This is a genomic window from Streptomyces winkii, from assembly GCF_032248595.1.
Classification (GTDB): Bacteria; Actinomycetota; Actinomycetes; order Streptomycetales; family Streptomycetaceae; genus Streptomyces; species Streptomyces winkii.
Window position 1 is genome coordinate 426,024 of sequence record NZ_JASTTH010000002.1, and the last position, 26,950, is coordinate 452,973.

At 67.7% G+C, this 26,950-nt stretch carries 18 protein-coding genes; 12 read left to right on the top strand and 6 right to left on the bottom strand.

Annotation, left to right across the window (positions count from 1 at the left end; genetic code table 11):
* The first annotated feature begins 40 nt into the window (after positions 1 to 40).
* The 6 genes from QQM67_RS06235 to QQM67_RS06260 all read left to right on the top strand — a co-directional run bounded on the left by QQM67_RS06235 (position 41) and on the right by QQM67_RS06260 (position 6,920).
* On the top strand, positions 41 to 913 hold the full coding sequence (locus tag QQM67_RS06235) for a hypothetical protein (protein WP_314172582.1): 873 nt from the start codon (positions 41 to 43) through the stop codon (positions 911 to 913).
* Positions 910 to 1,965, top strand: coding sequence for an alpha/beta hydrolase (locus QQM67_RS06240; protein ID WP_314172583.1), 1,056 nt, complete (start codon positions 910 to 912; stop codon positions 1,963 to 1,965). The genes QQM67_RS06235 and QQM67_RS06240 overlap by 4 nt, the downstream gene beginning before the upstream one ends.
* Positions 1,965 to 2,585, top strand: coding sequence for a hypothetical protein (locus QQM67_RS06245; RefSeq protein ID WP_314172584.1), 621 nt, complete (start codon positions 1,965 to 1,967; stop codon positions 2,583 to 2,585). Before QQM67_RS06240 ends, QQM67_RS06245 begins: the two co-directional genes overlap by 1 nt.
* Complete coding sequence (locus QQM67_RS06250) at positions 2,582 to 3,352, top strand: class I SAM-dependent methyltransferase (protein ID WP_314172585.1); 771 nt, start codon at positions 2,582 to 2,584, stop codon at positions 3,350 to 3,352. Before QQM67_RS06245 ends, QQM67_RS06250 begins: the two co-directional genes overlap by 4 nt.
* 83 nt (positions 3,353 to 3,435) lie before the next feature.
* A complete protein-coding gene (locus tag QQM67_RS06255) occupies positions 3,436 to 5,445 on the top strand; it encodes an ABC transporter ATP-binding protein (RefSeq protein WP_314172586.1) in 2,010 nt (669 codons plus the stop codon).
* Entirely contained in the window at positions 5,442 to 6,920 is a 1,479-nt protein-coding gene (locus QQM67_RS06260; protein WP_314172587.1) for a phytoene desaturase family protein, read from the top strand. The genes QQM67_RS06255 and QQM67_RS06260 overlap by 4 nt, the downstream gene beginning before the upstream one ends.
* Positions 6,921 to 6,927: 7 nt before the next feature.
* On the opposite strand, the gene QQM67_RS06265 is transcribed toward QQM67_RS06260, so the two are convergent.
* A complete protein-coding gene (locus QQM67_RS06265) occupies positions 6,928 to 7,917 on the bottom strand; it encodes a helix-turn-helix transcriptional regulator (protein ID WP_314172588.1) in 990 nt (329 codons plus the stop codon).
* 1,053 nt (positions 7,918 to 8,970) lie between these two features.
* Between QQM67_RS06265 and QQM67_RS06270 the strand changes: the two genes are divergently transcribed.
* On the top strand, positions 8,971 to 11,424 hold the full coding sequence (locus tag QQM67_RS06270) for an ATP-binding protein (RefSeq protein WP_314172589.1): 2,454 nt from the start codon (positions 8,971 to 8,973) through the stop codon (positions 11,422 to 11,424).
* Positions 11,425 to 11,524: 100 nt separating this feature from the next.
* On the top strand, positions 11,525 to 11,728 hold the full coding sequence (locus QQM67_RS06275; RefSeq protein WP_314172590.1) for a hypothetical protein: 204 nt from the start codon (positions 11,525 to 11,527) through the stop codon (positions 11,726 to 11,728).
* An 892-nt stretch (positions 11,729 to 12,620) separates the two neighbouring features.
* On the opposite strand, the gene QQM67_RS06280 is transcribed toward QQM67_RS06275, so the two are convergent.
* The 4 genes from QQM67_RS06280 to QQM67_RS06295 are packed head-to-tail and all read right to left on the bottom strand — an operon-like array spanning position 12,621 to position 21,483.
* Positions 12,621 to 15,260, bottom strand: coding sequence for a pPIWI_RE module domain-containing protein (locus QQM67_RS06280; protein WP_314172591.1), 2,640 nt, complete (start codon positions 15,258 to 15,260; stop codon positions 12,621 to 12,623).
* A 46-nt stretch (positions 15,261 to 15,306) separates the two neighbouring features.
* A complete protein-coding gene (locus QQM67_RS06285) occupies positions 15,307 to 18,786 on the bottom strand; it encodes a pPIWI_RE_Z domain-containing protein (RefSeq protein ID WP_314172592.1) in 3,480 nt (1,159 codons plus the stop codon).
* The gene (locus QQM67_RS06290; protein ID WP_314172594.1) at positions 18,758 to 19,915 is read right to left on the bottom strand and encodes a pPIWI_RE_Y domain-containing protein; all 1,158 of its coding nucleotides are present in this window, start codon (positions 19,913 to 19,915) and stop codon (positions 18,758 to 18,760) included. Before QQM67_RS06290 ends, QQM67_RS06285 begins: the two co-directional genes overlap by 29 nt.
* A complete protein-coding gene (locus QQM67_RS06295) occupies positions 19,912 to 21,483 on the bottom strand; it encodes a PD-(D/E)XK nuclease family protein (RefSeq protein ID WP_314172595.1) in 1,572 nt (523 codons plus the stop codon). Before QQM67_RS06295 ends, QQM67_RS06290 begins: the two co-directional genes overlap by 4 nt.
* 86 nt (positions 21,484 to 21,569) lie before the next feature.
* On the opposite strand from QQM67_RS06295, the gene QQM67_RS06300 reads away from it, so the two are divergent.
* Positions 21,570 to 22,484 carry a serine/threonine-protein kinase gene (locus tag QQM67_RS06300; RefSeq protein ID WP_314172596.1) on the top strand — a complete coding sequence of 305 codons (915 nt, stop codon included), beginning with the start codon at positions 21,570 to 21,572 and terminating at the stop codon, positions 22,482 to 22,484.
* A gap of 8 nt (positions 22,485 to 22,492) precedes the next feature.
* Here QQM67_RS06300 and QQM67_RS06305 read toward each other — a convergent pair whose 3' ends face one another.
* Positions 22,493 to 25,186: a tetratricopeptide repeat protein gene (locus tag QQM67_RS06305; protein WP_314172597.1), complete on the bottom strand. Its 2,694-nt coding sequence runs from the start codon at positions 25,184 to 25,186 to the stop codon at positions 22,493 to 22,495.
* Between the two features lie 301 nt (positions 25,187 to 25,487).
* On the opposite strand from QQM67_RS06305, the gene QQM67_RS06310 reads away from it, so the two are divergent.
* From QQM67_RS06310 to QQM67_RS06320, 3 genes are all read left to right on the top strand, one after another.
* Entirely contained in the window at positions 25,488 to 25,649 is a 162-nt protein-coding gene (locus QQM67_RS06310) for a hypothetical protein (RefSeq protein ID WP_314172598.1), read from the top strand.
* A gap of 248 nt (positions 25,650 to 25,897) precedes the next feature.
* A complete protein-coding gene (locus tag QQM67_RS06315) occupies positions 25,898 to 26,590 on the top strand; it encodes a hypothetical protein (RefSeq protein WP_314172599.1) in 693 nt (230 codons plus the stop codon).
* Entirely contained in the window at positions 26,587 to 26,865 is a 279-nt protein-coding gene (locus tag QQM67_RS06320; RefSeq protein WP_314172600.1) for a helix-turn-helix domain-containing protein, read from the top strand. The genes QQM67_RS06315 and QQM67_RS06320 overlap by 4 nt, the downstream gene beginning before the upstream one ends.
* The last annotated feature ends 85 nt before the right edge of the window (positions 26,866 to 26,950 follow it).

The window sequence follows — 26,950 nt, forward strand, 5'->3', positions numbered from 1 at the left end:
ACAACTCCTATGGCCGGGGAAGGGAAAGGGAAAAGCAAAAATGAACATCTCCTCTGCGGCACGGAGATTACTCTCCTCCCCGGTCATAGGCCGGGAGCGCGCACTGACCGCCGCGGAACAGCTCAGCGCGACCGCATATCTCATGAGCAGCCTGGAAATACTGGCAGCCGAACGTGACCGCCAGAAAGGCGGTTTGAACAACTGGGATCTGGCCCGGGACAATTACACGTGGGCACCGCCGAAGGTGCGCGAGGCGCTCGACTTCCTCGCCAGGCCGGACGTCACCCGGTGGATCCACATGGCCCGCGCACTCGCAAGCGCCTCGCTGCTCGTACCGGGCACCAGTCGACACCACCGCGCTGCCGCGAACGGCTTCCTCGCCCTCACCTCGGTCGCCGTCTACCCGAGGCACCACTACGGCACCGACGGATCGGACCAACTCTCCTTTCTCGTGCAGTCCGCGGCCATGGTCGCCCGAATCGGCGGGCGGCAGCCCGCACTCGTCGACAGCTGCCTGTGGTACGTGGCGCTCCAGGCCACGCTCTCGTACGCCACTTCGGGCTATGTGAAGATCGCCAGTCCCGTCTGGCGCTCCGGCGAGGCCCTGCCGGGCATCATGCGCACCGAGACCTACGGCGACGGCAAGGTCTACGACCTGATGAGGCGCTATCCCAAGGCATCCCGGAAGCTGGCGCACGCGGTACTCGCCATGGAGTGCGCCTTCCCCGCGGTGTTCCTCGCCAATGGACGCCTCACCCCAGCGATGCTCGCCGGACTCGGCTCGTTCCACGTGGTCAACGCCCGGGTGATGGGTCTGAGCCGTTTCGTGTGGGCCTTCCTGGCGACCTACCCCGCGATCCTCTACGTCACCCAGAGCCGCGACTCCACGAGGCACGGCGGAGGCAGCCGATGACCGCAACCACGAGGATCACGATGCACCCCGTACGCAACGACGCGCTCCCTCGCATCGCCGGCGGCCTACTGAGCGCTGTCGTCGCGACCGGGCTGACCGTCCAGCAGCTTCGCCACCGCAGGGTGCTGCGTGGCCAGGGCGACGAGTCGTTCTTCGAGACGTCCACGGGCAACGTACTCGCCTATCAGCTCACCGAGGCCGAAGGACCGGATTCGTCGCCGGTCCTGGTCTGCGAGACCGGCCTGGCCTCCACCGTGGAGCACTGGACCTGGCTACGCCGCATGCTCGGCTGCGACCACCCGGTTCTGGCGTACAACAGGGCCGGGTACGGACGAAGTGAGTACCGGCTGGGGGAGCCCTTCTCCCTTGCCGCGGCCGTCGCCGACCTGCGCGACCTGGTCCGTGGGGTCTGCGCCTCCAGGCCGGTGGTACTCGTCGGACACTCGCTCGGCGGCCATCTCGCGCTACGGGCGATCGAGCCGCTGCGCGACCTGGTGACCGGCGTTGTGCTGCTGGACCCCAGCCACCCCGCCGAACTGCTGCGGTCGCGCGTGCAGGCCGACGGCGCCAACGTGTTGACCTCCGCTCTGGCGCTCATGCCGGAGTCCGCCCGGCTCGGTCTGGGCAGCCTGCTCGCCGCGCCTCCCTGGCTGCGGTGGCTGCCGGAGGATATGCGGCCGCTGATTCTGGACCAGTTCCGCGACTGGAAGCTGTGGAAGGCCACCGTTCGTGAATGGCGCGCGACCCACGCCGAGTTCCTCAACCACGACGGCGTGCTGCCGAAGGTCGGTGTACCGCTCCGGCTGGTGGCCGCGGCCACCACGCACGCCAGGGACCCGATCCACGCCGAGCTGCACCGGGAGCTCGTTGGCACGTCGCCCGACGGCGACCTGTGCCTGATCGAGGACGCCAGGCACGACGAGCTCGTGATGAACGAACAGCCCGCGGCCCAAGTAGCAGAGCTGATCCGGGAGTTCACCATCGGACTCCGCACGGGCGGGCTCCGCACGAGCGGGCACCGCCCGACACCCGACGCGCCGGAGGTGCGCTGATGTTGCTGCCCAGGACCACGAGCGAAGCGGTAAGGCGGGCGGTTGAGCTCGGTTTCGCGAGCTGGCTGACGATCACGATGCTGAGCCAGCACCCGAACACCGCCTTCGATCGGCTTCGGCTGGCCGACAAGGTCGGGCTGCTCATACCCAACTGGCGGTTCTTCGCCCCGACTCCGGCCCAGCACGACTACCACCTGCTGTACCGGACGCTGGATGCCGACGGTGAGCAGTCCGCCTGGCAGTCGGCATCACAGATCAACAAACGGAAATGGGCCCACGCCGTCTGGTTCCCCGGACGCCGTCAGGAGAAGGCCGTCTTCGACCTGTGCGGCGAACTGGGCCGGTTGACCGGGCGTAAGGATGTGAAGGTCGCCGACAGTGCGGCGTACCGGCTGCTTCGCGACTTCGTCATCCGGCACCTCGACGAGTCCGGCCCGCGACGGGTCCCGCTCACCGGCTTCCAGTTCCTGGTGGTGCTCTACAGCGGCCACGACGACTCCGAGGACCCGCAGTACTCCTTCATCTCGCCCTTCATCCGGCTGCCCGAGCCAGACCCCGCGGACCACGCCGACGACGCCGATCACGCTGGTCACGCAGACCAATTGGAGCACGCAGCATGACGAAGAGCGAGGCCGCGCCGCAGGTCGACGACCCCGGCTACGGCCGCAGGTTCGCCGACTTCTACGACAAGCTCTTCCCCAAGAACGCCGGTGCGGAGGGGATTGCCGAGGCTCTCGCCGCCATGGCCGATGGCGGTCCCGCCCTGGAACTGGGCGTGGGCACCGGGCGGATCGCCATACCGCTCGCGCAACGCATCGGCGCTGTGATCGGCGTCGACTCCTCCCCGGAGATGCTCGATGAACTGCGCCGCGACGTGGAACGCGCCGGCGCTCCGGTCCAGGCCGTCCACGGCGACCTGCGCACTTACGAGGACGAGTGCAGTTATCCCCTCGTCTACCTGGTGTGCGGGACCCTCTCGATGGTGCTCGAACCGGAGCAGCAGCGGCAGGCCGTCGCCAGGGCCGCACACCGCGTCGCACCGGGCGGCCGCCTGGTCATCGAGAACTTCAACACCCCGGGAATCCTCGCGATGAGCCAGGACAGCGGGCACTTCACCTCCTTCGCTCCTTACCCCGACCCCAACACCGGGCTGCTCACCTCCTGGTCGGTCGAGAAGGACACGGGTCTGTGGCAGTCGTCCCACGTCTGGTTCGAGGACAACAGCTTCCGCATCGCCTCCGACGTCAACCGGCTCATCCCGCCGGAGGAGGTCGACCGCTACGCCACCGTGTGCGGGCTGGAACTGGTTCACCGCTGGTCGGACTGGCAGGGCACGGCATACGACGAGCGCGGCGCGATGTACATCGCCGTCTACGAGGTGCCCTGACGGGATGGTGAGACGGCCGTCGAGCCCGGCGCGGAATCCAGCAGCCACCGAAGCACGACCACCAACTCCGGGAGGAGCCCGCAATGACAGCCACGCGGTACACCGATCGTCGGCGGGGCCGCGGACGGCACAGCCGCAAGACCGACCGCACCACCTGGGAGGCGACCTGCGGCAAGCCGGAATCGGTCTGGACGGTCTCTCTTCAGCACCGGGCGCTGCTGATCACGGGCATGCTGCTGGGACTACTCGGTGTGGTCGCCTCGCTCGCCCAGCCCTACGCCATCGGCAAGCTGATCCAGACTGCCGAGCTGGACCAGTCGCTCGCAGGGCCGATCGCTCTGCTCGTCGTACTCTTCTGTGCGGACGCCGCCTTCTCCTCACTCCAGGCCTACGCCATCGGACGAACCGGGGAGAACATCGTCTTCGACGTCCGCCGGATACTGATCGAGCGGCTGCTGCGGGCCAAACTGTCGTCGGTCAACAAGCAGCCACAGGGCGACATCCTCACCCGGACGGTGACCGACACCTCCCTGGTGAGGATCGCGCTTTCGCAGAGCCTGGCGCAGCTCGTCATCAACGGGGCGACGATCATCGGCGGTGTCGCCCTGATGTTCGCCATCGACATCTGGCTCATGCTGATCACGCTGGCCTGTCTGGCAGTGGCCAGCCTGGTGTCCATCGGCCTCGCCCGCAAACTCCGGCAGGTAGCCGTGCAGAACCGCGAGGACACCGGTGTGTTCGGCACCGATGTGCAGCGCGTGCTCTCGGCGCTGCCCACGGTCAAGGCCTCCCGTGCGGAGGACCGCGAGTTGCTGCGGATCGGCCAACAGGCCCACCTCGCCCGTACGTCGGGAATCCGGGTCAACGCGTACAACGCGCTGCTGATGCCGTCCATGAACGTCGGTACCCAGGCGGCGCTGGCCATCGTGGTCGGCGTCGGGATGACCCGCGTGGCCGGCGGAGCGATGTCGATCGCTGACCTGACCGCCTTTGTGATGTACCTCTTCCACCTGGTGTCGCCGCTGGTGCTGTTCTTCATGGCGATCGGCCAGTTCGTACAGGGGCGCGCCGCGGTACAGCGGGTGGACGGGCTGGCCGTACTGCCCCAGGAGGGGCAGGAGGAACGGGTCCAGCAGCAGCCCGCCCTCGTCGGGTCGCTGATCCAGGACCGGGGCGCGATCGAGTTCCACAACGTCCGGTTCGGGTACGACGGACAGAGCACGGAGGCGCACGCGCTGGCAGGCGTGTCCTTCCACGTGCCGACGCGCGGGCTGACCGCGATCGTCGGCCCGTCCGGAGCGGGCAAGACGACCCTGTTCCAGCTCATCGAGCGCTTCTACCGGCTGGACGGCGGCAGGATCCTGCTCGGCGGCCAGAACATCGAAGCACTGCCCCTGGACACCGTCCGCGGACTGGTGGGCTACGTACAGCAGGACAGCGCGACGATGCGCGGCACCATCCGGGAGAACCTCACCTACGCCAACCCGGAGGCCGCGGAGGCCGACATCCGCGAGGCCGTGGAGATGGCCGGTCTCTCGGATGTCGTCCGAGGTCTGCCGCAAGGACTCGACACCGATCTGGGCGATCAGGGCAGCGGGCTCTCCGGCGGTCAGCGGCAGCGGCTGTGCATTGCCCGCACGCTCCTGCAGAAGCCCGCGATCATGCTCTTGGACGAGGCCACCTCCCATCTGGACTCCGACTCGGAGCGGGACTTCCGACATGTGCTCCAGCGGATTTCCCGGCACTGCGCGGTCGTCGCGATCGCGCACCGCATCTCCACGGTGATCGACGCGGACCAGATCGTCGTGCTGGAGAACGGCAGGGTCCGTGCCACCGGAGTCCACGACGATCTGATGGAGCGGGACGACCTCTACCGCCGTCTCGCCGGCTCCCAGCTACACGCCGAGTCAGGGCCCGTGGGCGAGCCGGTCAGTCCGCGACTGGGGCAGCAGCACGCGGCCTACGAGGCGTTCGAGCCCCCGCCGCAGCAACTGAGGCCGGATGCGGACGCGTTCCAGCCGCAGAGTGCCGAGGGCACGTCGGACGTCCAGGCCGGTCAGCAGTTCCCGGAACCGGTGGGCGGCACCGTATGACCTCCGCCGACGTGGCGGTTGTGGGAACTGGGCCCAACGGGTTGGCGGCGGGGGTGACTCTGGCCCGGGCGGGATTGAGGGTGGAGCTATACGAGGCGGCCGACACCATCGGCGGCGGACTGCGCACCCAGCCGCTCTTCGAGCACGACGTGACCCACGACATCTGCGCCGCCGTCCACCCCATGGCCGCCGCCTCGCGCTTCTTCCGCGAGTTCGACCTCGCCACCCGCGGCGTGGAACTCCTGCACCCGGAAATCTCCTACGCGCACCCGCTGGAAGGCGGCCGGGCCGGACTCGCCCACCACGGCCTGGCCGCCACCTGCACGGAACTCGGCCCGGACGGCGAACGCTGGCGGACACTGATGCAGCCCCTGCTGAACCACAGCCAGGGCGTGGTGGACCTGATCCTCTCCGGCCAGCGCACCCTGCCCCACGACCCGGCCGCCGCACTGGCACTGGCCACCCGGATACCGGTACACGCCAGCCGTCTCGGCGCCGCCCGCTTCGCCACCGAAGAAGCAGCCGCCCTGCTCACCGGTGTCGCCGCACACGCCATGGGCAAACTCCCCAGCCTCGCCTCCGCAGCCGTCACGATGCTGCTGGGCCACCTCGCCCACGGCACCGGCTGGCCACTGCCACGCGGCGGCAGCGCCCGCATCGCCCGGGCCATGGCCGCCGACATCACCGCGCACGGCGGCACCTTCCACACCAACTGCCCCGTCACCAGCCTGGACCAGCTCACCAGCGCCCACACGATCCTGCTGGACACCAGCGTCAAAGGACTACTGACCCTCGCCGAGGACCGACTGCCACCGCGCTACACCCGCCGCCTCAAGCGATACCGCTACGGCCCGGCCGCCGCCAAGGTCGACTTCCTGGTCACCGAACCCATCCCCTGGGCCAACCCAACCGTCGGGAGAGCCGGAACCGTGCACCTCGGCGGCACCCACGCCCAGATGACCCACCAGGAGACCCTGACCGCCCGCGGCATACCCACCCAGGAACCCTTCGTGCTGCTGGTCGACCCAGCCGTCACCGACCCCGGCCGCGCACGCCCCGGCAAACGCCCGGTATGGGCCTACGCCCACGTCCCCAACGGCGACCCCAGAGACCCCGCGGAACTCGTGCGCTCCCGCATCGAGCACTACGCCCCCGGCTTCACCGACACCATCCTCGCCCACCGCTCCGTCACCGGCGCCGGCTACGAGACCTACAACCCCAACTACGTCGGCGGCGACATCGGCTGCGGCGCCATGACCCTGACCCAGTCCCTCGCCCGCCCCACCCTCAGCATCGACCCCTACCGCACCCCGCTACCCGGCCTCTTCCTATGCTCCGCCGCCACCCCACCAGGACCCAGCGTCCACGGCATGTCCGGCTACCTGGCCGCACAATCCGCACTGCGCACACGCTTCGGCACAACCACCACGCCCTCACTGGCACCCGAGCCGACTGTGGCGGAGGGCATGGGCTGACCCGGGTTCAGATCCAGCCCCGTTCGCGGGCCAACAGTGCCGCTTGTGCCCTGTTGTCAGCCCCCAAGTGCTTCATTACGGCTGCGACTTTGCGCCGGAACGTACGCACCGATACGCCGATGCTCCGTGCGGCGGCCTCGTCCTTGTCGCCCGAACACATTGCCATGAGAACCTCCCGCTTGGTCGCGGCGATCAGCGCTTCGTCGGCTGACTCCTCGTCTCTGGCCGGGAGTTCCCCGGCCTGTTCCCAGATCCGCCAGAAGAGGGCGACGATGCTGGAGACCAACCCGCTCTCGTGGGCTATCAACGCTCCGCGTGACGTTTCCGCGGGATCCACGGGCACCACGGCGACGTTCCGGTCGTAGGCCAGGATGCGTTCCGTGGTCTCGTCGACCACCCGGATTTGTGCTCCTTGGCCCGCCAGTTCGCGCAGATAGGTGGCTGTTGGGGGATGATCGAGCGCGGCGCGCAGCACGATCATGTGCAGCCGGATTCCCCTGCGCAGACAGCGCAGGTCCAGGCGGCGGGCGTATTCGATGCTCTCCGGCTGCAATTCCTCGTAAGGCTCGACCGAGAGCACTTCCTCCCGCGCGAAGAAGGCGAGGTCGTCAATCCGGTTGCGCATCTCCGCCAGATCCGTGAGCTGTTCGACGTCACACGAGGCGGTAGTCCGTGAACTCTGCTCGGTACGCAGCGAATCGGCGATCTGCCGACACCCGGTGACCCGCTGGAGTTCGCTGTGCAGCGCTCCCAGTCGCTGGTCCGCGAGCCGCGCGATGGCGATGTCCGGATCGGTAGGGATCATGCGACATCCGCCGATGATGCGCAGCAAGCCCAGGTCCAGCAGCCTGTCGACACAGTCCGGTACTGACTCCTTGCCGAGGTTCAGCTCCGCGTGGATCTCCTCAACAGGGGTGTTCGGCTTGCGGAGGAAGTACCGGTAGACCTTCTCTTCGACCGCGCTCACACCGAGCACCGCCATCGCATTGGTATCCAACCCGCGCCCACGTTGCTCTTGGGCCGGCTGGGGCTGACGACCTGCTCTGATGCGCGACGGACGACGCGGTGGCGTGGGAGCAGGGACACTGAGAAGCACATCACGCATGGGAGTTGGACTCAGAGCTCCTCATTCAGGGGCAGGTTCACGTGGACAGGCCACACCGCTCACCGGTGTCGGCTGTACGTGAACTCTCGTGGGAGTTGGTAAGTGACCCCGGTGGTCTTGGTGGAAGGCACGCGGCTCGCACTGCTCGTGGGCCCGTGCGCCCGTGCGTCGGGTACTGCCCGACGCGACCAGCCCGGTCGATATCGAGGTTCACAGAATCTGTGGCAGCGTTTCAGGTGGGCTGTCTTCGGCAGCTGGAGGTCTGCCCCCAGTCCGGTGACGCCGACCGCCTTCGACCCGCTTGCCGCGCTTGTGTGTCCTCTGCGCCGTGGATCTGAATGGTCTGGCTCATCGCAGTCATCTCTGGGTTCTACAGTCATTTTCTTCGGCCCGAAGTGTGTGGACTACGCGCCAAAGTGATCTGCCCCATCACCTGTCTTTCGATCCTCACCGGCTGCTGACTGAGTGTGCATCGGCAGATCGTGCAGCGATGAGGGGGTACGAATCCGCACCCGCACGACCTGGCCGGCCGTTACCGGACGCCGGGGGTGTACCGATCCGGTACGGAGACCGCATGACGGATAGCACCCCCACACAAGCAGAACGGAACGCAAAAGATCGGAATCAAAGACCACTCGACTTCTCACACAGAGCCCGTCCTGGTTCTTGTCACACCAGCACCATGAACTCCGCCCACTTCGCGGCCACATGCACGATGAGGTGGTGAGTCATGAGCAGGATGCTTCCGCTTCCCTCCGCACTCTTGTGCGCAGCCTGGTGCGCCTGGAGGTAATGGCGCGGACATCTCCGAATGGCGAAAGCGGGAAGGATCAGGCCTCGGTACTGGCCGAACTGCAGAGAACCAGTGGCTGGGCCCTGCGAGCCGCTGTGGCACGTGCCCGGCAGCGGGGAGCGACCTGGCGTCAGCTCGCCGTCACACTCGACATGCCGGCGATGACGCTGCACCGGCAGTTCAACTCCGGACACGGTGTCTTCGCGATCGGACAGCACCGCGGCGGCCCGGCCTCCACGGAGACGAACACGGAGACGGGAGAACGACCGGCGGACGCGGCCGGACAGCCCACGTTCGCCGACGCCCCGGCCACCTCCCCAGGAGCGCCGCCACGCCAGCAGGACGGCGATCCCCCGGCCGTACTGGACCAGCTCGTGGGGCGGGAACGCGAACTCGCGGACCTGCGTCCGTTACTCGCCAAGAGCCGCCTGATCACCCTGACCGGTCCGGGTGGCGTGGGCAAGACGCGGCTGGCGCTGGAATGCCTCGCGAAGATCCGCGCTTCTTACGGTGGTGGTGTGCGGTGGGTGAACCTCGCGCCCCTGTCGGATGGCTCGCTGGTCGCGCCCACGGTCGCGTCGGCCGTCCTTGGCGGATCCATTCCGACCGGTTCTGTCGAGGATGCCGTCGCGGACGGCTGCGGCTCCCGGTCCGCCCTCATCGTGCTGGACAACTGCGAGCATGTGATCGAGAGTTGCGCTGCACTCGTCGAACCGCTACTGGAGCGATGTCCCCGGCTCAGCGTGCTGGCGACGAGCCGCGAGGCTCTGCAGATCACCGGTGAGACCGTCTTCCCCGTCACACCCCTGCCCGTACCCGGATCTGGCAGGGGCACCGCGGCCCGCTCCGGCGCCGCCGTCCAACTGTTCGTACACCGGGCGCGCTCGGTGCAACCATCCTTCGCCCTCACGGACACGATGGCCGAAACCGTCGCGGAGGTGTGCATGCGTCTCGACGGCATCCCACTCGCCATCGAACTGGCCGCGCGGCAGACGGCGTTCCTCTCTCCCACCCGTCTGCTGGAGGACGCCGACCGGCGGCTCGACCTGCTGGTGGGCGGCCTGCGCACCGCCCCGCACCGCCACCAGAGCCTGCGATCCGCAATAAGCTGGAGTTACGACCTGCTCGACGCGGAGCAGCAGCAGATGTTCCGTCGGCTGTCAGTGCTCCCAGGCGGCTTCGAGGAGCCAATGGCGACGGCTCTGTGCGCCGGTGTCGGACTGTCCGGACACCGTGTCTGGTCACTGCTGACCGCCCTGGCCGACAAGTCCCTGCTGGTGAGTGACCAGGCAGCCACGGGTCGATTCCGCATGCTGGAGTCACTGCGGGTCTTCGGCGGGGAACGCCTCGACGCGGCAGACGAGTCCGAAGAAGTGCACGAGCGGCTGCTGGCCTGGATGACGGATTTCTCGGAGAGGCTGTTGCTGTGGACCGGCAACCCCGCCGTCGACCTCGCCGGACAACTCGACCGGGAACGCCACAACCTGCACTACGCCGTCACCACCGCTGAACGTCTCGGCGATCCGCGAACACCTCTCCTCGCCGCCGCGCTCACGTCCTGCTGGAACAGGCGCGGCGTTCCCCGCCAGGCCGAGAGGCTCGCGGAGAGGCTGCTCGCAGCCCACCCGTCCCCCTCGGTAGGACGCGCCTGCCTGTCCACCGTGCTGTCGGACGCACTCTGCCGACGAGGGCACCACGCGGACGCCGTCGCCCCCGCGGAGGAAGCTCTTGGCATCGCCCAGAGCCGAGAGCATCCCACGCTCATCGTCCGCGCGCTCGGTGCGCTCAGCAGAGTACGTAGCTGCCTGGGCGAGCACGACGTGGCGCTCGAGATATATCAGCGGCAGGTGGAGCTGCTCCGCACACTGGACCAGCCCACACTCCTCGCGATGGTCCTGAACCGCCTCGCCTGGAAGCTGCTGATGATCGGCCGGGCCGACGAGGCGACCGGGCACATCGAAGAGGCGCTGTCGTTCCTTGACGGCGACAACGCGCCCGAGGCGCTCAGCGCGACCCTGCACACCGCCGCCGGCGTCTCCATCACCCGGCAGCAATTCGAAGAGGCCGCACAGTACTTCACGATGGCGCTCACCATGCAGTCCGTCGACGCCGAGGGCAAGCTGTACAACCTCGAAGGACTGGCGCTCGTCGCCATGACCGACGGCCAGCCCGAACGCGGGCTGCGCCTGCTCTCCAGCGCGAAGACGATCCGGGAGAAATCACATCTGGTCGCTGACGCATGGTGGAAGGACATGGTGCACAAGGCCATGGAGCGAGCGAGCCAGGATCTGCCCCCGGCCCGTGCCGCCGCCGCGCTGGCGGACGGGGCGGAGCTCAGCCATGACGAGGCCGTCCGCTACGCCCTGCACAACGCCTGGCCGCCGGGCCGCTGCGACCACCCCGAATCGGTTCTCACCTCCCGCCAGTGGCAGGTGGCCGAACTCGTCGCACAGGGCCTGACGAACCAGCAGATCGCGGCACGTCTGCACATCTCCCCACGTACCGCCGCGAGCCATCTTGAAGCCGTGAAGATCAGACTGAACCTGCAGACCCGAGCACACGTGGTCACCTGGGTAGCCGCCGCCGAACACACTCGCAAGGAATAGCCACCACACAGCCGGTCTATGTGCCCCTGGCGGTGCGCTCGCTCAGGTCATAGGAAACGGGTGTCTCCAGAGACAGGAAGCGTTCAAGAGCCTGACCGGTGTGCCGAAGGCCAGACTGATCGTCACCGCTGTTGTCGTCGGGGAACGCTCCCAGGCCGAAGTCGCTCGCGCCCGCACGGTCTCCAAGGGCTGGGTCTCCAAGCTGCTCTCCCCGCTACCGTGCCGACGGCGAGGCGGCCTTCGAGCCGCGGTCCAGGCGGCGAAGACCTCACCGACCGCGCTCGGCACGAGACCGTCGAACTGATCGTCGGGCTCCGCAGGCAGCCGACGGAACAGGGCCTGGACGCCGGTCCCGACGCCCTCGCCTGGCACCTGACCCACCATCACCAGCCCATCGTGTCCAGGCCACAACAGCCGCTGCCTGACCCGGCAGGCCTTGTCCAGAGGTACGCCGGAAGAGGGCAGCCTCCTGCCCCGGCCGGTGAACGGTGTGCACCCGTTGTGCACCGGCCCACTGAAACTTCTCTCTCTGTGCAGGTCAGGGCTCCTTCGCAGCTGTACTTCGACATCTGAGAGCAGGGCCGGGCGGACCGGTCTTCGCGACGGTGCGTGGCTCAGGTGGCCCGCGGAAACGCCTTCGGCGGCTCCGCGGGCCACCGCCTGTTTCCATCCTCATTTGCACCAGATTTGCACCGGGCGTCGGAGGGCTCACAGGTAGTCAGGTATGGCTGTCCGCGGGACTCTGACACTGAACAACTGTGGAGAGATTGCAGCAGTCGCTCGAGTGACGGCTACAGGGGGCCTGCGGCCGGCCGCCGACGGTCGGCAAGGTTGCTGACTTCGTTGCTGCACCTGCTGCCGTGCTCAAAGCGCAACGAGGTCGGTCACTGGTTCGCCAATCGTTAGGTACTCGTATCCCAAGCGAAGCGAGAGGGCCAGGGCATCCCGGCTGGGCGTACATACCGAGCGGTACCGCAACGATCCTCGACTGAGCGGGATCGAACCCTCAAAGTGGAACGAACCGCACGTGCCCCCACGCCAAGGGCGGCTTCCCGAGGTGCATCTCGGAACACTGGAGAGCGGTCGCGGTGGTGATCCAGGAGTTCAGTGGCCGAGGAAGAAAGCCTCACAATATGCAGAATCTGCTCGTCCTATCGAAGTGCCCCGGCCACTGGAGAAGCGCCCAGCACCGCTCACTACGACACAACGTCCGACGCAGACTCACCGGACTCTGCCCGCCGGTCCGTCCGCAGGGCAAGCGGGAGGACATACTCCTTCGCTAGTTGTGCGAGATGCAGTGGGAGAGGGTAAGCCAGCGGCGGGTAGTCGTCGTGGTACCGGAGTTGGTGGGTCAGGGTAGCCCAGTCGACGGGGTGATCAGCTGATCGTTCCGAAGAACGACAGCCGAGCACCGTGACTTCGAGGAGCCGGGGGTTCCAGGCCGTCGTCCTGGGGGCGGTCCGGCTTTCTGGGGCCGGGGCGAGTTTCATCAGCCCCTTCGGCCTCGCCGCAGTGGGCGGGGTGCCGGCCGTGCTGGCGAAGACTCGGTTGTGAGGGTCGTCCGGGAGCGCCCAGATGCCTTCGGAGAAGCCGATCCTGGCCGACGCGTCATGGGCGTACCACTCGGGTACTTCGCCCCGCCCGTTCTCGTCACGCACCAAGACCATCCGCAAGTCGTTCCCGTAGGCGGTGAGGTGCTGCTGCGGATCAGTGCCGAACGCGAGCATGTCCCGTGTCAGCGCTCCGTTGCGAAGGCGCGGCCAGCATTGCCGCATGTTTCCCGAGTTCACCAGCAACAAGGTGGGTCGGTCGCGGAGTTGGAACAGCACAATCCGAATCTCGCGCTCCAGGTCTGTGGAGGCCATGCTGCTGGCCTCCGTCAAGGACAGCAGCATGTCGGGGTAGGGCACCCACTCGGTCCGCCCCGCGTCCCAGCCCTCGACAGTCCCCGAGCCGCTGTCGGCCCGGACCCGCACCGCCACCAAGCGGCGGGCCGGGTTCCGAGTGGGGCCGTCCTTCGAGTAGCGCACCAGCCAGAGTGCGGCGTACTGCAGATCCCCCGGGATGTCGGCACCGGCCCGGTGGGCGGGCGGCCTGATCGCGCCGAGTTGCCGAAAGGCGTCCAGCCAGGCCCAGTCGGCCCGGTGCTCCAGCGCCGCTGTCCCGGTCTCGGGCAGATTGATGAACTGGGTGAGCCTCCCTTGCCGCCCGTGGGCCAGGCGCAGCGCGTGCTTGGGGTCGGAGTCGGGCACCGAAGCGAAGTGCGCCTTCCCGGCAATCTCAGCGATCACCAAACCGACGCCGCGGTGTGTGCTGCCATCCGCCTCTGCCACCAGCGCACAGCGCTGCGTCATGGCGTCCGCCAGGCGGACGGCGGGGCGGCGCTTGCGGTCGGGGGAGAGCCGCAGGGCGCTCGCCAGTTCTCCGGCAGGCCGAGTCCGGACCGCGATCCGGACGCCGTCAGCGGTCCAGCTGGTCACGCCGTCCACGTCGGTCCTGCTCCCCGGCGCGAGACCGATCACCTTCGGAAGGGCGGCGAGGAGGGCGTCCCTGGTCTGCGGTGACTGCCAGAGGATCTCGACGTCCAGGGGGCGTCCGTCGAGGGCGCGCCTCAAGGCAGCTTGGCGTGCGAGAGCCCGCTGGGCTTCCCTGCTGCCGGGCTCGCTCTGCTTCGCAGAGCGGGGGAGCAGGGAAGGGGTGTTCCGCCGCGTGACCCGGCCCAGGTCCGCCACCCGCCGCAGGACGGGGCTGAGTCTCTGTTCGATCCACGTGTCCAGTCCAGCCCGCTCACGCGGCATCAGTCCGGCGCCCACCTCGTGTGGTCCGAGTACCGGGTGGTAGACGATCCCCGCAGCGACCTCCTGGCGTCCGTTGAGCCACTTCTCGGGCGAGGTGAACAGCTCCTCCGGCTCCGGGAACCGGCGAGTGATGTCCAGGTCAGGAAGGAGCAGAGCAGGGCTGCGCCGCTTCCAGGTGATCTCCTTGGAACTCCAGTCGTACCCAAGGGTGTTGACCATCAGCCGGTAGTCTTGGTCCGGCCCTTCCGGCCACGGCAGCGGGGCGTCGAGCAGTACGGTCGCCCCACCCAGCTTCCACCGGGGGATGTCCAGGAGGGTGGCCCAGCGGCGCACTCCGGTGGCCACATGGACCCGGAACCGCGGGGCGAACGGCACCGTATGGACGGTGACGGTCAGGCGGGCCGAGTAGTACCAGGTCTGTTTGCGCTGTTCGTACCGCAGGGGCGGCCAGGAGACCAGGTCGACCCCGCCGGTTCCGGAACTCACGACACGGAAGCGGAGAATGCCGCCTTCGGTGCGGCACGGCGTGCTGGCCAGGCGGAAGGCAACCGCTTCAGGGAGCAGGCGGTAGAGCCTGCGAGGCGGTTCGCCGGTGCCGCCAGGAGACAGGGACGTCTCGGTGAGGTCGATCCGCTCGGTCTCCCACGTGGGCAGGCACAGCCGCGCCGCTTCGTCCTCGGACCACAACTCCTCTTCTAGGTCGTCCAGTTCATCCTGGTCGGCGGTGAGAGCGGCAGCCCAGGTGCCGATGAGCGGGGCGAGGACCCTGCGCGGGACGGGCTCTCGTGCGTAGAGCCAAGGCAGTTGACCGTCCGCACCGGCGTTACGGTCGGTGGCCAGCACTCCCGGCGCCCAGGCACGCAGCAGTGAGTGGAGCCGGCCCATGGGGAGGTACGGCCGTCCCCTGCGGGATCGCTCCTGGCGGCGCGTCAACTCGTGATGTAGGTCCTCGCCGAGTCGCAGAACGTGCAGATCTTCTGGCCAGGGGCCGTGTTCGGGGTCCGGCTCGAAGGCTACGGTACGGATGGCGTGGTACATGGCGTACTCCAGGGGAGAGGGAATCGGCTCGGCGGTTATCGCCGTCTCAAGGCGCTGGGAGCGGTTGTGCCAGGCAGTGGCCGAGCATGCGCCACAGCGGCTGGTAGAGGGCGCGGACGATGAATTCGTGTTCGATGGGGGTCGCACCGTCCTGGAAGTACGGGTCGAGGACCGTGAGGATGCTGTGCAGGAGGCTGGACTGCGCGGTGTCCGCGGTCGGCGGACACGACGCACGGTTCGGGGCGAACGCGGCGTCCACGAAGACCACCCGGGCCGGAACTCCGCCGCGCACGAGTCGACCGATGACCTGCCACATCAGCACCAGGAGGTCCCAGGTGACCTGTTCGCGGTCCTCGGCGAGGTGGCTCCATGCCATGGACCGTTGCAGCACCCTGTACCAGCACGACCTCGCCTCCCGGCGGACGGCCTCCGCGCCTGCCTCCAGGGTGTCCCCGCTACGGACCCAGTCCTCGAACCCCCCGCCGTCCTCGCCGGCCCGTACGATCCAGTCGTTGACGGCATGTACCGCCAGTGACAGATCGTCGGGATGCGGGTTCGGGCGGGCGAGGAAGTAGACCGTCCCGATTGCCGCCTCGTCCTGGCGGTTGAGGATGTTGTGCCCGCGCTCCACTGACAGTAGCGGGGCCACCAGAATGTCCGCCTCGAGATGCTGCAGGCGTTCGACGTCGCTGCGACGCAGCGTCCGGGCCCGCTGCGTGGACGGGGTTTCCTCTTCTTCGATCTCCTCGTCGTCCGAGACTAGGCAGAGCACCTTGTCTCGCCACCGCTTGTTGAGGTTGTGCAGGGTGTCCGCCACCAGGCGCGCCTCCTGGTAACTGCCCACCAGCAGGAGGATCTGGTCACGTCCTGTCGGCAGCGACAGGAGCTCCTGCTCCAGGGGGCCGCCGTCCTCGATGTCGTCCGCGCCGGCGCCGAGCCGGGTCGCGATGTGGCGCAGTTTGGCCGGCCGCTCGTCCGGGTCACTGCCGGATAGCCGCAGCTTTCCCTGCCCGTCGTCGATGAACTCGAAGCGCATCTCGCTCTCGGCGGCGATCCGTTTCATCACCTTCGGCGGTGGCTCGATCACCACACCGACCGGAATCTGAATGTGGTAGCGGCTGGATTTCCCCGCCCAGCTGCTGCCGGACATGAGCAGCACATGGGCGCCGGGCCGATCGTCCACCGTGGCCAAACCGGGCATTGTCCTCAGCAGTTCACGACCTACTCCGCTGCACCGGAAGAAGGTCAGCTCTCCGCTGCGAATCCCTACGCCGTCCTCACCGTGCACCACGAACTGGAAGCCGAGCACGTTGCCCATCGGTGCCTCGGGTACCATCGGACCGTAGTCGTTCGGCCGCCGGTACATCTCGCTGAAGCCCAGACTGAGTGCGGCCTCGACCCGCGGCCACATGGCGTTGATCAGGGCCAGGCGTGGTTCCAAGGCACTGAGCAGGAGGGTGAGTTCGAACCGGTCGGCCATGCTGTCGCGCCACTGCGCGGGAGTCTGTGGCGGTGGGATCTCATCGCCGTCCTGCTTGCCGCGGCGTCGCCGCGCCTCCGTTTTCGACTGCCAGACGGCGAGCCGTTCCTGGTACTCCTTCTCTTTCCCCGCCATGAAGTTTTCGTCGAGCTGGAGAAGGCACGTCACGGCAGACAGCAACCGGTCCCGGGTTCGTTCCGGATTCCCGGTGTGCAGCAGTTCGTTGAGTAGCTCCGTGAGGTGCGAGAAATCCATCTCGGTGCGCCGGGCCCGATCGCCGAACGGATTGTCGCGAAAGGCCTCGAGCAACTTCTGCAGCTCTTCCAGCGAGGCGCGATGGGGGTGGTCCGCCGCAGCGTCCTCGGGCAGGGGAAAGCGCTCGCTGAGAATGTCCAGCTGGAGTTTCCAGGCGCTGAAGTAGCTACGCCCCACCCAGCGGCGCAACGGGTACTGGGTCACCAGCATGGCGTGCAGCCGGTCGGTCGCCGCCACTACGGTGTTCAGCGCCGCGGAGAAGATCGCCACGTCCCGGTCGGACAGCTGGGTGCGACCGCTCACGGCGAGTTCACGGATCTTGTGCCGGCTCAACCAGTCGATCAGTCCCCGCTCCTCGTCCGCGGCTAGCAGCACCGCGGGGGCGAAGATCTGGTCGAGTTGCATCTGGCCCCGATCGGCTTCGTCGACGATCACCAGATCGCTGCGTCGGCACGCAAGTTCGAGGTAGCGGATGCGTTCCCCGTTCTGTGAGTGCGGTGGCGCGGAGTCGATCAGGCTGGGCAGCGTGGCAACCCAGATGGCAGCCCCGACCAGGGCCCGTGAACCGTGGTGTCGAGGACAGGCGGACCAGTACGGGCAGGCCAGGCTCTGCTTCTGCCAATCCGAGGTTCGGGCCCGCTTGGTGCGCCGCCGCGGATCGGCTGGTGGGCGCAGCCGGGTGCACGGCGATTCACCGAAGGCGAGCGGTTCGCCGTTGCCGCCGCGCAGCTTGAGGTTGAGCACGCAGGATGTCCCCAGGTAGGCGAAGGCCGGGTCGTCATGTGCCAGCAGCCGGTGTTCGCCGCGCCCTGCCAGGCGGCGGTGGAGCCGCTGGGTGTGGCGTTCCCGGCCGGACGAGCCGAGCACCGGGGCAGCCGCGCCATCGGTGTACCGGTCGTAGAGCTCCACCAGTTTCAGGACCTCGGCCACGTCGGAGACTACGACGGTGATCCGCCTCTGGCGCCTGGCCAGGTGGACAGCAATGATGTCCCGCAGTGTGCTTTTGCCCGCGCCGACGATGCCGAGCAGGTGCTGTATCCCCTCCACGGTGAACTCGTCGGACCGCCGGAAGACGCCGAGCTGCGGCGTGGACATCTCGAATGCCCGCAGCCGTCCCACCCAGCTCATGTCCTTCGTCTTGCCATGACGCCGGTCCACGGAGTCCATCGTGGCCGCGGTAGCCTCCAGGTCCTTCAGTCGGAAGGTCAACGGCTCGCCCTTGCCGGCCGGGACCAGATCCACATCATGGGCCACCAAGGGGGCCGGGGAGACCTCCGGGAGGTCGACCATCGCCAGCGAACGGCCGACTGTGAAGGCGTGCGGCCCCGAACCGGCGGCCTGAAGCCTCCGACCCGCCAACGGCGGTGCCTTCAAGAGGAGTTGGTCGTAGGCCCGCCATCGCTCCGTACTCACCGAGACCTCCCGGCGGACTGCCTCGGTATCGGCGTGCGCCACGTCGTAGCCCCGTAGCGCCGGGTCCAGCCGCTGGTAGCGCTCCAACGCCTCCCGCCAGGCTCTGCGCCGTGCCAGTGTCCAGAGCGAGTACCTGGCGACCTTGAGGGTGCGGTCGGCGTCCGGCGGCAGAGGCACCTGATAGGCCCTGGCGAATCCGTATCCGCTGAACAACACCCACGCTTGGGAGGCCGGGGCGTCAGGCATCAGCCGATGCTGAAGGTACAGGCCGAGTTCGACCTGGCAGAGGAACTCCGCGGTAGGTCCCGGCAGTTGTGATCGCGTGTATCTCTGGAGGTCGCGGACCGTCTCATGCAGGACCGGTGTCAGACTGCGCACCGCCTTCTCCTCTCATCCCAGTTTCGTCTAGGGCACATTCGCTGAGGGCGTGTTCACCGCGGAGCCGGGCGACCAGATCGACCGGCCCGGTCAGCAGGACCTGGTCCGGGTCGGGCAGCGCCTGAAAGAAAGCCGCCCGGTATCGGGCGGATCGCGCAAGCTCTTCCGGTACCACCACCGCGACCGGGGATGTGGCGTCGCCGAACCTCCCGAACCGATCGGCCAGAAGCGCGGGTTGGACGCGGTCGTGGATGTGCAGCCGGCGGAACGACAATCCGATGCCTTGGAGTTGGTACGCGCTCAGTTCGCCCGGCAGGGCCTGGTGGCCGATGGCCGCACGATCCAGATCGGCCAGCACCGCTTGCTCCAACCGGAAAGGAAGCGAAAGGAAGTTCCGTAGCGGCTTGACCAGAAGCTGGACGCCGTCCGTCGTACGGATCAGGTCCATCGGTATCCCGGAGGGGCAGGTCTCGCCCTCGCACCAGGTCTCCGGTCCGGACACCGCCGTCCTCCGATCCGGTACGCGGCGGCCGCTCAGCAGGGCCGGCAGCCGGCAGGTACCGCAGCGCAGCAGGGTGCCTTCGGCGGTCAGAGCCTTCGGCAGAGGACGGTAAAGGTCCTTGACCCGGGACCAGATCTCCTTGCTCCAGCTTCTCTTGCCAGGACCACGCGCGAAGCGGTCCCCTTGGCACACCACCGGATTGAGCGCCAGAAACTGTCGGCTGCGGTGAAACCGCTCCTCCGATCCGCACCGGCCCGCCAGTTCGGTCAGCAAGTCGCGAGCGGCCTCCTCGGGGCCGCCGTCCGTTCCTGCGGAGGCCAGCTCCAAGCAGGTGCGGGTGGGCAGCAGCCCCACGGGGTGAACTAGGGTCGCCTCCGGGAAGATCAGTGCGGGCGGGATCTCAAATGTCCGGTCGCTGACTGACCGGTGGCGGCACCACTCGAAGAGCTCAGGCAGCCCCTTGGGGGGTACTTGACCGTGACCGAGACAGTGCAGAACCATTCGGTCCAGCGCTCGCTGTGCGGCGGACGGGTAGGGCAGCAGAAAAGACCTGAGACCGGCCTCCTCTCCCAACTCAACCAGTACATTGGCGAGTTCACGGACTCGGATAATCCCTTCCGAGGTCATCGGGCCGCCTGGAGCGCGGGGCCGCTTGTACACCAGCGCGCTGTTTCGCAGCGGTCGCAGGTCGGCCCGGGGCGTGGTGCGTAGTCCTCGTCGTGAATCCAGCGGTCGACGAGTTCGCGCACAACCCTCCCGGCCGTGGCCTGCACTTCTGGGACGAACGGGTCCAGGATCTCCAGGTCGGCCCCGCCCGGCCGCAGCACCTCGAACTCGATCCGGGCACGGCCCGGCGTGCCGCCTAGATCTCCCCGGGCAAGCAGCAACACGGCCAGGGCCAACTGCGGGAAGTGCTTCAACAGCGGGCGTTCGAACGGCCTGTCGCGGGCAGCCGTCTTCGTCTCGCGCCACACCCAGGCGCCGCCTTCTCGGTAGAGCAAATCGGGCCTGGCGATCACCACCACGTCGGCCGCCGTGTCGTGGCGCACCACTCGCGGCTCGTTGCGGACATCGGTGGCGTCCCGAACCAGGCGCATTGGGCACACGGCGGCGTGGCCGCGCAGCAGCTTCGCGCCTAGTGCACGCTCTGGCTCTGGCAGTTCGAACCCTTCGGGAACCCATTGCTCGGGAACCTTCACCGTGCACGGCCGCGGCGAGCCAGATCCGTGACGCTCGGCGAGGTAGGCGTGCACGGCGCGACCGCGATCAACCGCCGCCGCGTGCTCGACGTCGTCCGCGGCCGGAAGATGTAGTCGGCGCATCTGGTCACGAGCTGGACAAGCCTTGTAGTTGCGGCCGTTGGTGACGGACCACCAGCGTCTGGTCCGTCCCGGCTCATCGATCCCCAGCAGCCCGGGTGCGCGCCGTAGCACTGGGCAGACGGATGCGTAGACGCAGTCCGCGCAGTTGGCACCCGGGCGGTACTCCTGGCCGTGCAGCAGCGCGGTCAGCGCGGCGCGACCGTGCCTCCGGTAGGCGACCAGCGCCTCCTCCCGGGTGCCGTCGAAGACCCGGCGGACCTTACCGTCCAGCAATGCGAACTCGATGATCCGCACCCGTTCCGGTCGTGGACCCGGGGAGCCCTCCGCAAGCACCAGAGCTGCCGCTGCGACGAAACTGTCCGGTGGCGGCTGCCGTCCCAATCGGTTGACCGGCAGGCGAAGTTCGCGCACCGTACCGTCACGGGACTGCAAGCACCGGCCCCAGACCGTCAGGTGGTACTCGTCCCCGGCGCGGGACCCCGGGGCGGTCACCAAGTGGCTGTAACGCCAGGGAGTTTTCACCTCTGACAGCAAGAGATCCGGGTCGTCCGGGAAAGCGGCGGCGTAGCTCTCCATCGCGTGCGCCGTCCATTGGCGCAGGCCGTCATGCATCGGCTTCTCGGGCCGAGGTTTCTCCGTGAATTCATCTCCAGCCTGGTAGCGGGCGTCACAGGCGGCCATGAAGGGACCGAAGGCGAACTGCTCCAACCGTTCCTGGCGTCGGCGGCCGCCACTCACCGGCTGGTAGCCGCGCGCTTTGAGCGCATCGGCCGCCGGACAGCGGAAGTCTCCTCCCTTGAACATGCCGACCGACACTTTGACGACGCTGGAGACTCGGCGGACCCCGTTCGGGGGAAGCCACGAGTTGGACATTATGACTCCGTATCTGCAGAGACCGGCCTCTCGCTGACACGTTCCGATGTCAGGTGGGGTGAGGACGACAACGGGAGGAAGGCGCCGTGGCGCAGCGGATCAAGAGGTTCGGCAACATCGAGGCCCACTACGAATTGATCGAGCACATCGGCGGAGGCGCCCAAGGGGACCTCTACCTCGGCCGGGGCCTGAGGACCGAAGAACAAGTGGCCATCAAGATGCAGCGGGAGCGGGAGTTCGAATCGGAGCGGTGCTTTGCAGACCTGGCGCGAGAACTCACCCGAGAAGGGGTCTACAGCCACCTGATTTCCGAGGGCCGCAGCGGAACGCTGAAGTTGTTCGGGTTGGGTGACTACCGCGGCCGGCGCTGCATCGTTCTGGAATACGTCGAGGGCGTCCTGCTGTACGACCTGATGAAAAAATTCCGACCGCTCAAGGATGTGGCCACCGTGGCCTCGATCGTCGGTCAGCTCTGCGAAATCCTGGACGAAATCCACCGCAAGGAATTCGTCCACCGTGACCTGAAGCCCGAGAACATCATGGTGGAGCACTCCGGGCGGGTGCGGCTGCTCGACCTCGGACTCGCCATACGGGCTGGCCAAGGCACCCGGTTCGGGTGCGGCACGATCGGATACGCACCGCCCGAGCAGCTCGACGCGAACCCCGACGGGGTGACGGCACGGGCCGATATCTTCGCCCTCGGCTGTCTGCTCCTGGAGTTGACCGTCATGCGGCTTCCCTACGACGGGTCGAGAGCCGGGCTCCTTGCCGAGGTTCCAGTGGTCTTGCCCGCACACCAACTCGCGCTGGTGCCGGGCCCGTTCGCGCCACTCGCCCTGTCCATGGTCGAACTCGCAGCCGAGAAGCGTCCTGGCTCGGTGCGCGCGGTCTTCGATCGCATCCGCCCCCACCTGCCCTCGGTGGGGGCGCCCCGGCCGGTGAAGCCACTGCGGCCCACTGACCCGACGGAGCATTACCGCACCTGTCCACCCAGGTGGTGAGACGGCTCTCACCGCAGTGATTCCAGCCGGTCGCGCACCCCGGCGATATCCTCCCCTCCCATCAATTCACGCAGAGCCACAACTCGTTCCAGGGCAGCCACCGCTTCGGTCGTCCTGCCCGCCGCCACCAGGGCGTCGGTCTCCAGGCACAGCGCGCGGTCCTCCTCGATCCACGAGCCCAGCTCTCGGTAGATCACCACGCTCTGCCGAAACAGCTGAAGCGCCGACTCCACGTCACCCAGGGCGAATTGGACGCCCGCCAGGGTGCGCTCCACGTCCGCCAAGCCCCTGCGATCCGTCGTCTCACGGAGCAGGCCGAGCGCCTGGGTGCACAGCCTCAGAGCTTCCTCGTGCTCCCCACGGTCGTGGTGGATCGTCCCCAACCCGTTCAGCGCTGCCGCTGCCCCCGCAGCATCGGACAGTTCCCGGTACAGCTCTAGCGCCGACCGGTGGGACTGTTCCGCCTCCGCTTCACGCCCCTGCTTACGGCGGGTGAGCGCCAAGGTGTGGCGCGACCGCGCAAGACTCAGTCGGCCGCGTGGACTATCGTCCCGCTCGCTCAACCGCACAGCTCGGCTCAGCTGATTGGCCGCCCGGTCGAAGTTCCCCTGGTGCCAGTAGGTCCCCGCCAGCATCCGGTGGATCATGGCCTGCTCCACGGGCGGCGCCCCGCTCTCCTCCGCGGCTTCAGCAGCCGGGACGAGGAGCCGTTCGGCATCCTTCAATCGGCGGCGGCGCCACTGGTAGGTGACCAGAGTCATCGGCAGCAGCCAGGTGTGGCGTCGGCTGCGACGTTCCATGGACAACTCGATGCCGTGGATGACCGTTTCATACTCCTCAGCAAGCAGGACTAGAGCGTGCTCCAGCCCCTCGGGCCGGACCACCGTGATCTCCTGTGGGGCGCCGATCGGCAGCGACCGCTGGCCGTCGAGCCACTGGTCGCAGGCCCAGGCGTTCTGCAGCTGGTGTTCCAGGATCTGCTGGACGGTCGCCTCCTCGAAGTCGGCGCCCGAGGCCAAGGCCTCGGGACGCACCCGCTGACGGGCGAACGTCCGCACCAGTTCGTGCACGCGGTAGCGCCCTGACCGCAGCTCCACCAGATTCGCTGCAAAAAGTTCCTCCAGTGCCCGGTCGGCATGCATCTCCTCAGCTGCGAAGCCGAGGTCCAGCACCGCCGACCAGCTGATCGTGGGTCCCGGATGCACTGCGAGCTGCCAGAGCAGGCAGCGCGCTTGCTCGGACAGGGCGTCCACCGAGCAGGCCAGCGCTGCCGCGACGGACAGCTGGGACTGCTGGAGGTCCAAGGCGTCGAGGCGTTTCTCCTCGAGTTTGAGCTGTCGGTGCAGATGGTGGATGGCCACGAACGGGTGGCCGGCGAACCGCCGAACGGTCACTGAGAGGGCCAACGGGTTACCGTCACAGAACCGGACGAGGGCCTTGACCTCCTGTTCGGTCTTTCCTCGGTCGGCCTGCGGGATGTGCTCCTGCAACAACTCCGTGGCGGTCTCGTCGTCCAGCACTCCCAAGCGCACTTCTTTCACCTGATGGCGGGCCCGGAGCACCTCCAGGCGACGACGGCTGGTGATCAGCGCCGCGCTCGGCCCTGTTCCGGGGAGCAGTGGCAGGACCTGCTGGTCGTCCCATGCGTCGTCGAGCACGATGAGCACGGACCGGTTCGCCAACACCGACCGCAGCGCCATGCTTTTCTGCGCCAGCCCGACCGGCGAGGAGGGGACCGGGAACTCCGCCAAGAACCCGTCGATGACACTCTCCGGATCAGAGTGCCGAGTCTCCTCCCCTGCGAATCCACCGAGTTCGGCGAAAAGTACTCCGCCTGGGAACGCTTCCCGCAACTGGTGCGCGGCCCGATTCGCCACCAGGCTCTTCCCGATGCCGGGCATGCCGCTGATCACCACTACGGTGGGACGGCCGGATTCCTGCCGCTGCCGCACCGTCTCCACCACCTCCTGGAGCTCCGATTCCCGTCCCAGAGCTGGGCGTTCGAGGAGCGGCAGCTGATTGGGAACATGGGCGAGGGAGATGACACGCGAGCTGGGTGGCTTCCCGCGCAGTCGGTCGATGACGGCTTGCAATGCGTCGTCCGGCCGCCCGAAGCGCTTGATCCAGTTTTTGATCGCTTTCTCCAGTCTCGGCGGCGACAATTTGCCTCCGTGTCGCATCAGGTAGAACTGGAACGGCCAGGGCTCCTCGGGCAAGTCGTGGTACCAACGGTCCGACTCGACTCGCAGCCACTCGTCCAAGTCGGCCCGCACCGCGGCCTCGAACTGGGCCCGCAGTGCCTCCAGCCGTTCCCGCCGTAGGTCCTCCCGGCGTTCCACGGCCCACTGGTGCGGCAGTCCGCTGAGCGGGACCAGGTCCTCCGGCCACTCGGCCAGTGCTGTGGAGACAGCGCCAAATTTGTCTTTCCCGAGCAGCGACTCCGCGCTCCGCAGCAGGTCGCGGAAACGGTAGAGATCGACCTGCTCCCTTGGCAGGCGCAGGGAACAGACTCCCGATTCCGTGCTCAGGAAGTCCCGATTTCCCAGCGCCTTCCGCAACACCCGCATCACCTGGTCAAGGCGATTCCGCGAGAACTCCTCACCAGGCCAGAGGCAGCGGAACACCTCGTGCACGGGACACTTGCCCTCCCGTGAGGTCACTAGCAAGGCGAACAGAGCGGCCGACTTCGTGGTTCCCGTCACTGTCGGACCGTCAGAAGAATCTGACGGCCCGACAGTGACCACCCCGAGCACCCGTCCATCCATGTTCGATCCCTCCGCGTTCACGGCGACCTGGGCCAAAGCTGTGACACCACAGAGATCTGTGCGTATCCAAGCCTCGCTTTACACCGCCGCGCTACTTCGCGCCCCCTCAGGTTCGACTCAGAAATTCCTCAGTTCCGCTCCCGTCGGGCTCTTGGCTCGCTGGGCACCATGGCGTCAGTCGCTCGCCGGACACGGCGACGACGATCCAGGAGATACCAGGACGAGGAAGGACGTGATCATGAGCAACCGTCTGCGCGGGCGCCGAGGAGGACGCGTCAAGCGGACCTCCGGCGGTTTTCCGCCGAGCTTCAAGCGCCGGACGCGCAGGAAGGACCTGCCGTCGACGTCGGCAACCGCGCTCGACGCCACCCCGGACAATCCGTCGCCGCCGGAGGTCTGAGACCCCCGGTGCAGAACGTATCGGGGTGCCCATCTGCGGGTGGGCACCCCCCTGGGAGGACGTTTCGTCCTTCTACCGCTCAGGCCCGCCGAGTTCATGGGCCGCAGCGCTTGACCACTGGATGGCACGCGATACCACTCACTGACAGTTCCGCGTTCAGGCGGGCGGCAAGAGAGGACTGCACATTGACCGTTGCCAGCACTAGCAGCGTGTTCGCTGCCGTAGCACGGCACTTCGACAATCCCCGGGTGGCGGAGATGGTCCGGCTGAACGTCGTCGCGGACGACGGGGGACCCGTTCTGTTGACGCCGGCCCAAGCACGGGACGCCCTTTACGCGCCGGACCACGACCCTGCCCTGGCCGCCCCGATCTGGCAGGCGGTCGTGCGGGCCGCGGCGGCGGAGCACGGGTCCGCCGAGACCTGGCGGCTGCTGCTGGTCTGGCTGGCCCTGCCGAGACTCATCGGAACCGTCGCCCGCGTCTGCCGCCGACTGCGCGCCGATCGGGCCGATGTGGAGGCGGAGATGGTTTTGGCCCTGCTGGAAGGTCTGCAGCGCTGCGCGGAGTCGTCGGCGGATTCGGTGGAACCCTTACTCAAGTCAGTGCGCAGTCGGGCGTGGCGTCTCGCGCGGGCCGGGGCGCGTGAATTCGCCGACGACACGCTGGAATGCCTCTCGGACAGCCGCTCTGTGCCGTACGACGAGCCGGAGAACACCGAGCAGGTCCGGTCGCATCGGGTCGAAGTCACCCGACACGAGCGGCCCGACGGGTTGCGGGCCCAACTGCGCTTCACCGTGTCTTCCGAGAGCTTGGGCCGGCGGGCCCTGACTGCGCTGGCGGAGACGACCGAACGCGGGGGAGCCGTCTGCCGGACGCGGGACACGGGTCGTGGGCACCGCGTCATCAGCGAATCACGACGCCGCGCTACGGGGCGCCGATGAGTACCGGGAAGCACGTCCCGCTGAGCTTCGTGGAGGCGTTCGACCTTCCGGTCACAGTGGACGTTCCTACCGCGGCCCGAGCTCTGGGCATCTGTCTGACCACTGCGTATCGGTTGGCCCGACGGGACGCCTTCCCTTGCAAGGTCCTGCGGATCGGCAGCCGATATCGAGTGCCCACCGTCGAGCTGATGCGAGCCATCGGCGTGGACGAACGTGCCGTGTACACACTGGACCACGGCAACCACGCCTGGGCCACTCACCCACGCAATTCTTGAGCCTCCAGCGAGGGTGGTTTCCCTACCAGTGAAGCCACCCTCACCGGCTTGCCGAGTACTCGAAAGGTTTCGACAAGTCGCAATC

Coding starts and splice junctions, on each gene's coding strand:
- QQM67_RS06280 (WP_314172591.1), bottom strand. CDS start 15,260: ATGTACCACGCCATCCGTACCGTAGCCTTCGAGCCGGACCCCGAACAC.
- QQM67_RS06240 (WP_314172583.1), top strand. CDS start 910: ATGACCGCAACCACGAGGATCACGATGCACCCCGTACGCAACGACGCG.
- QQM67_RS06245 (WP_314172584.1), top strand. CDS start 1,965: ATGTTGCTGCCCAGGACCACGAGCGAAGCGGTAAGGCGGGCGGTTGAG.
- QQM67_RS06310 (WP_314172598.1), top strand. CDS start 25,488: ATGAGCAACCGTCTGCGCGGGCGCCGAGGAGGACGCGTCAAGCGGACC.
- QQM67_RS06260 (WP_314172587.1), top strand. CDS start 5,442: ATGACCTCCGCCGACGTGGCGGTTGTGGGAACTGGGCCCAACGGGTTG.
- QQM67_RS06270 (WP_314172589.1), top strand. CDS start 8,971: ATGCCGGCGATGACGCTGCACCGGCAGTTCAACTCCGGACACGGTGTC.
- QQM67_RS06290 (WP_314172594.1), bottom strand. CDS start 19,915: ATGACCTCGGAAGGGATTATCCGAGTCCGTGAACTCGCCAATGTACTG.
- QQM67_RS06295 (WP_314172595.1), bottom strand. CDS start 21,483: ATGTCCAACTCGTGGCTTCCCCCGAACGGGGTCCGCCGAGTCTCCAGC.
- QQM67_RS06255 (WP_314172586.1), top strand. CDS start 3,436: ATGACAGCCACGCGGTACACCGATCGTCGGCGGGGCCGCGGACGGCAC.
- QQM67_RS06235 (WP_314172582.1), top strand. CDS start 41: ATGAACATCTCCTCTGCGGCACGGAGATTACTCTCCTCCCCGGTCATA.
- QQM67_RS06250 (WP_314172585.1), top strand. CDS start 2,582: ATGACGAAGAGCGAGGCCGCGCCGCAGGTCGACGACCCCGGCTACGGC.
- QQM67_RS06320 (WP_314172600.1), top strand. CDS start 26,587: ATGAGTACCGGGAAGCACGTCCCGCTGAGCTTCGTGGAGGCGTTCGAC.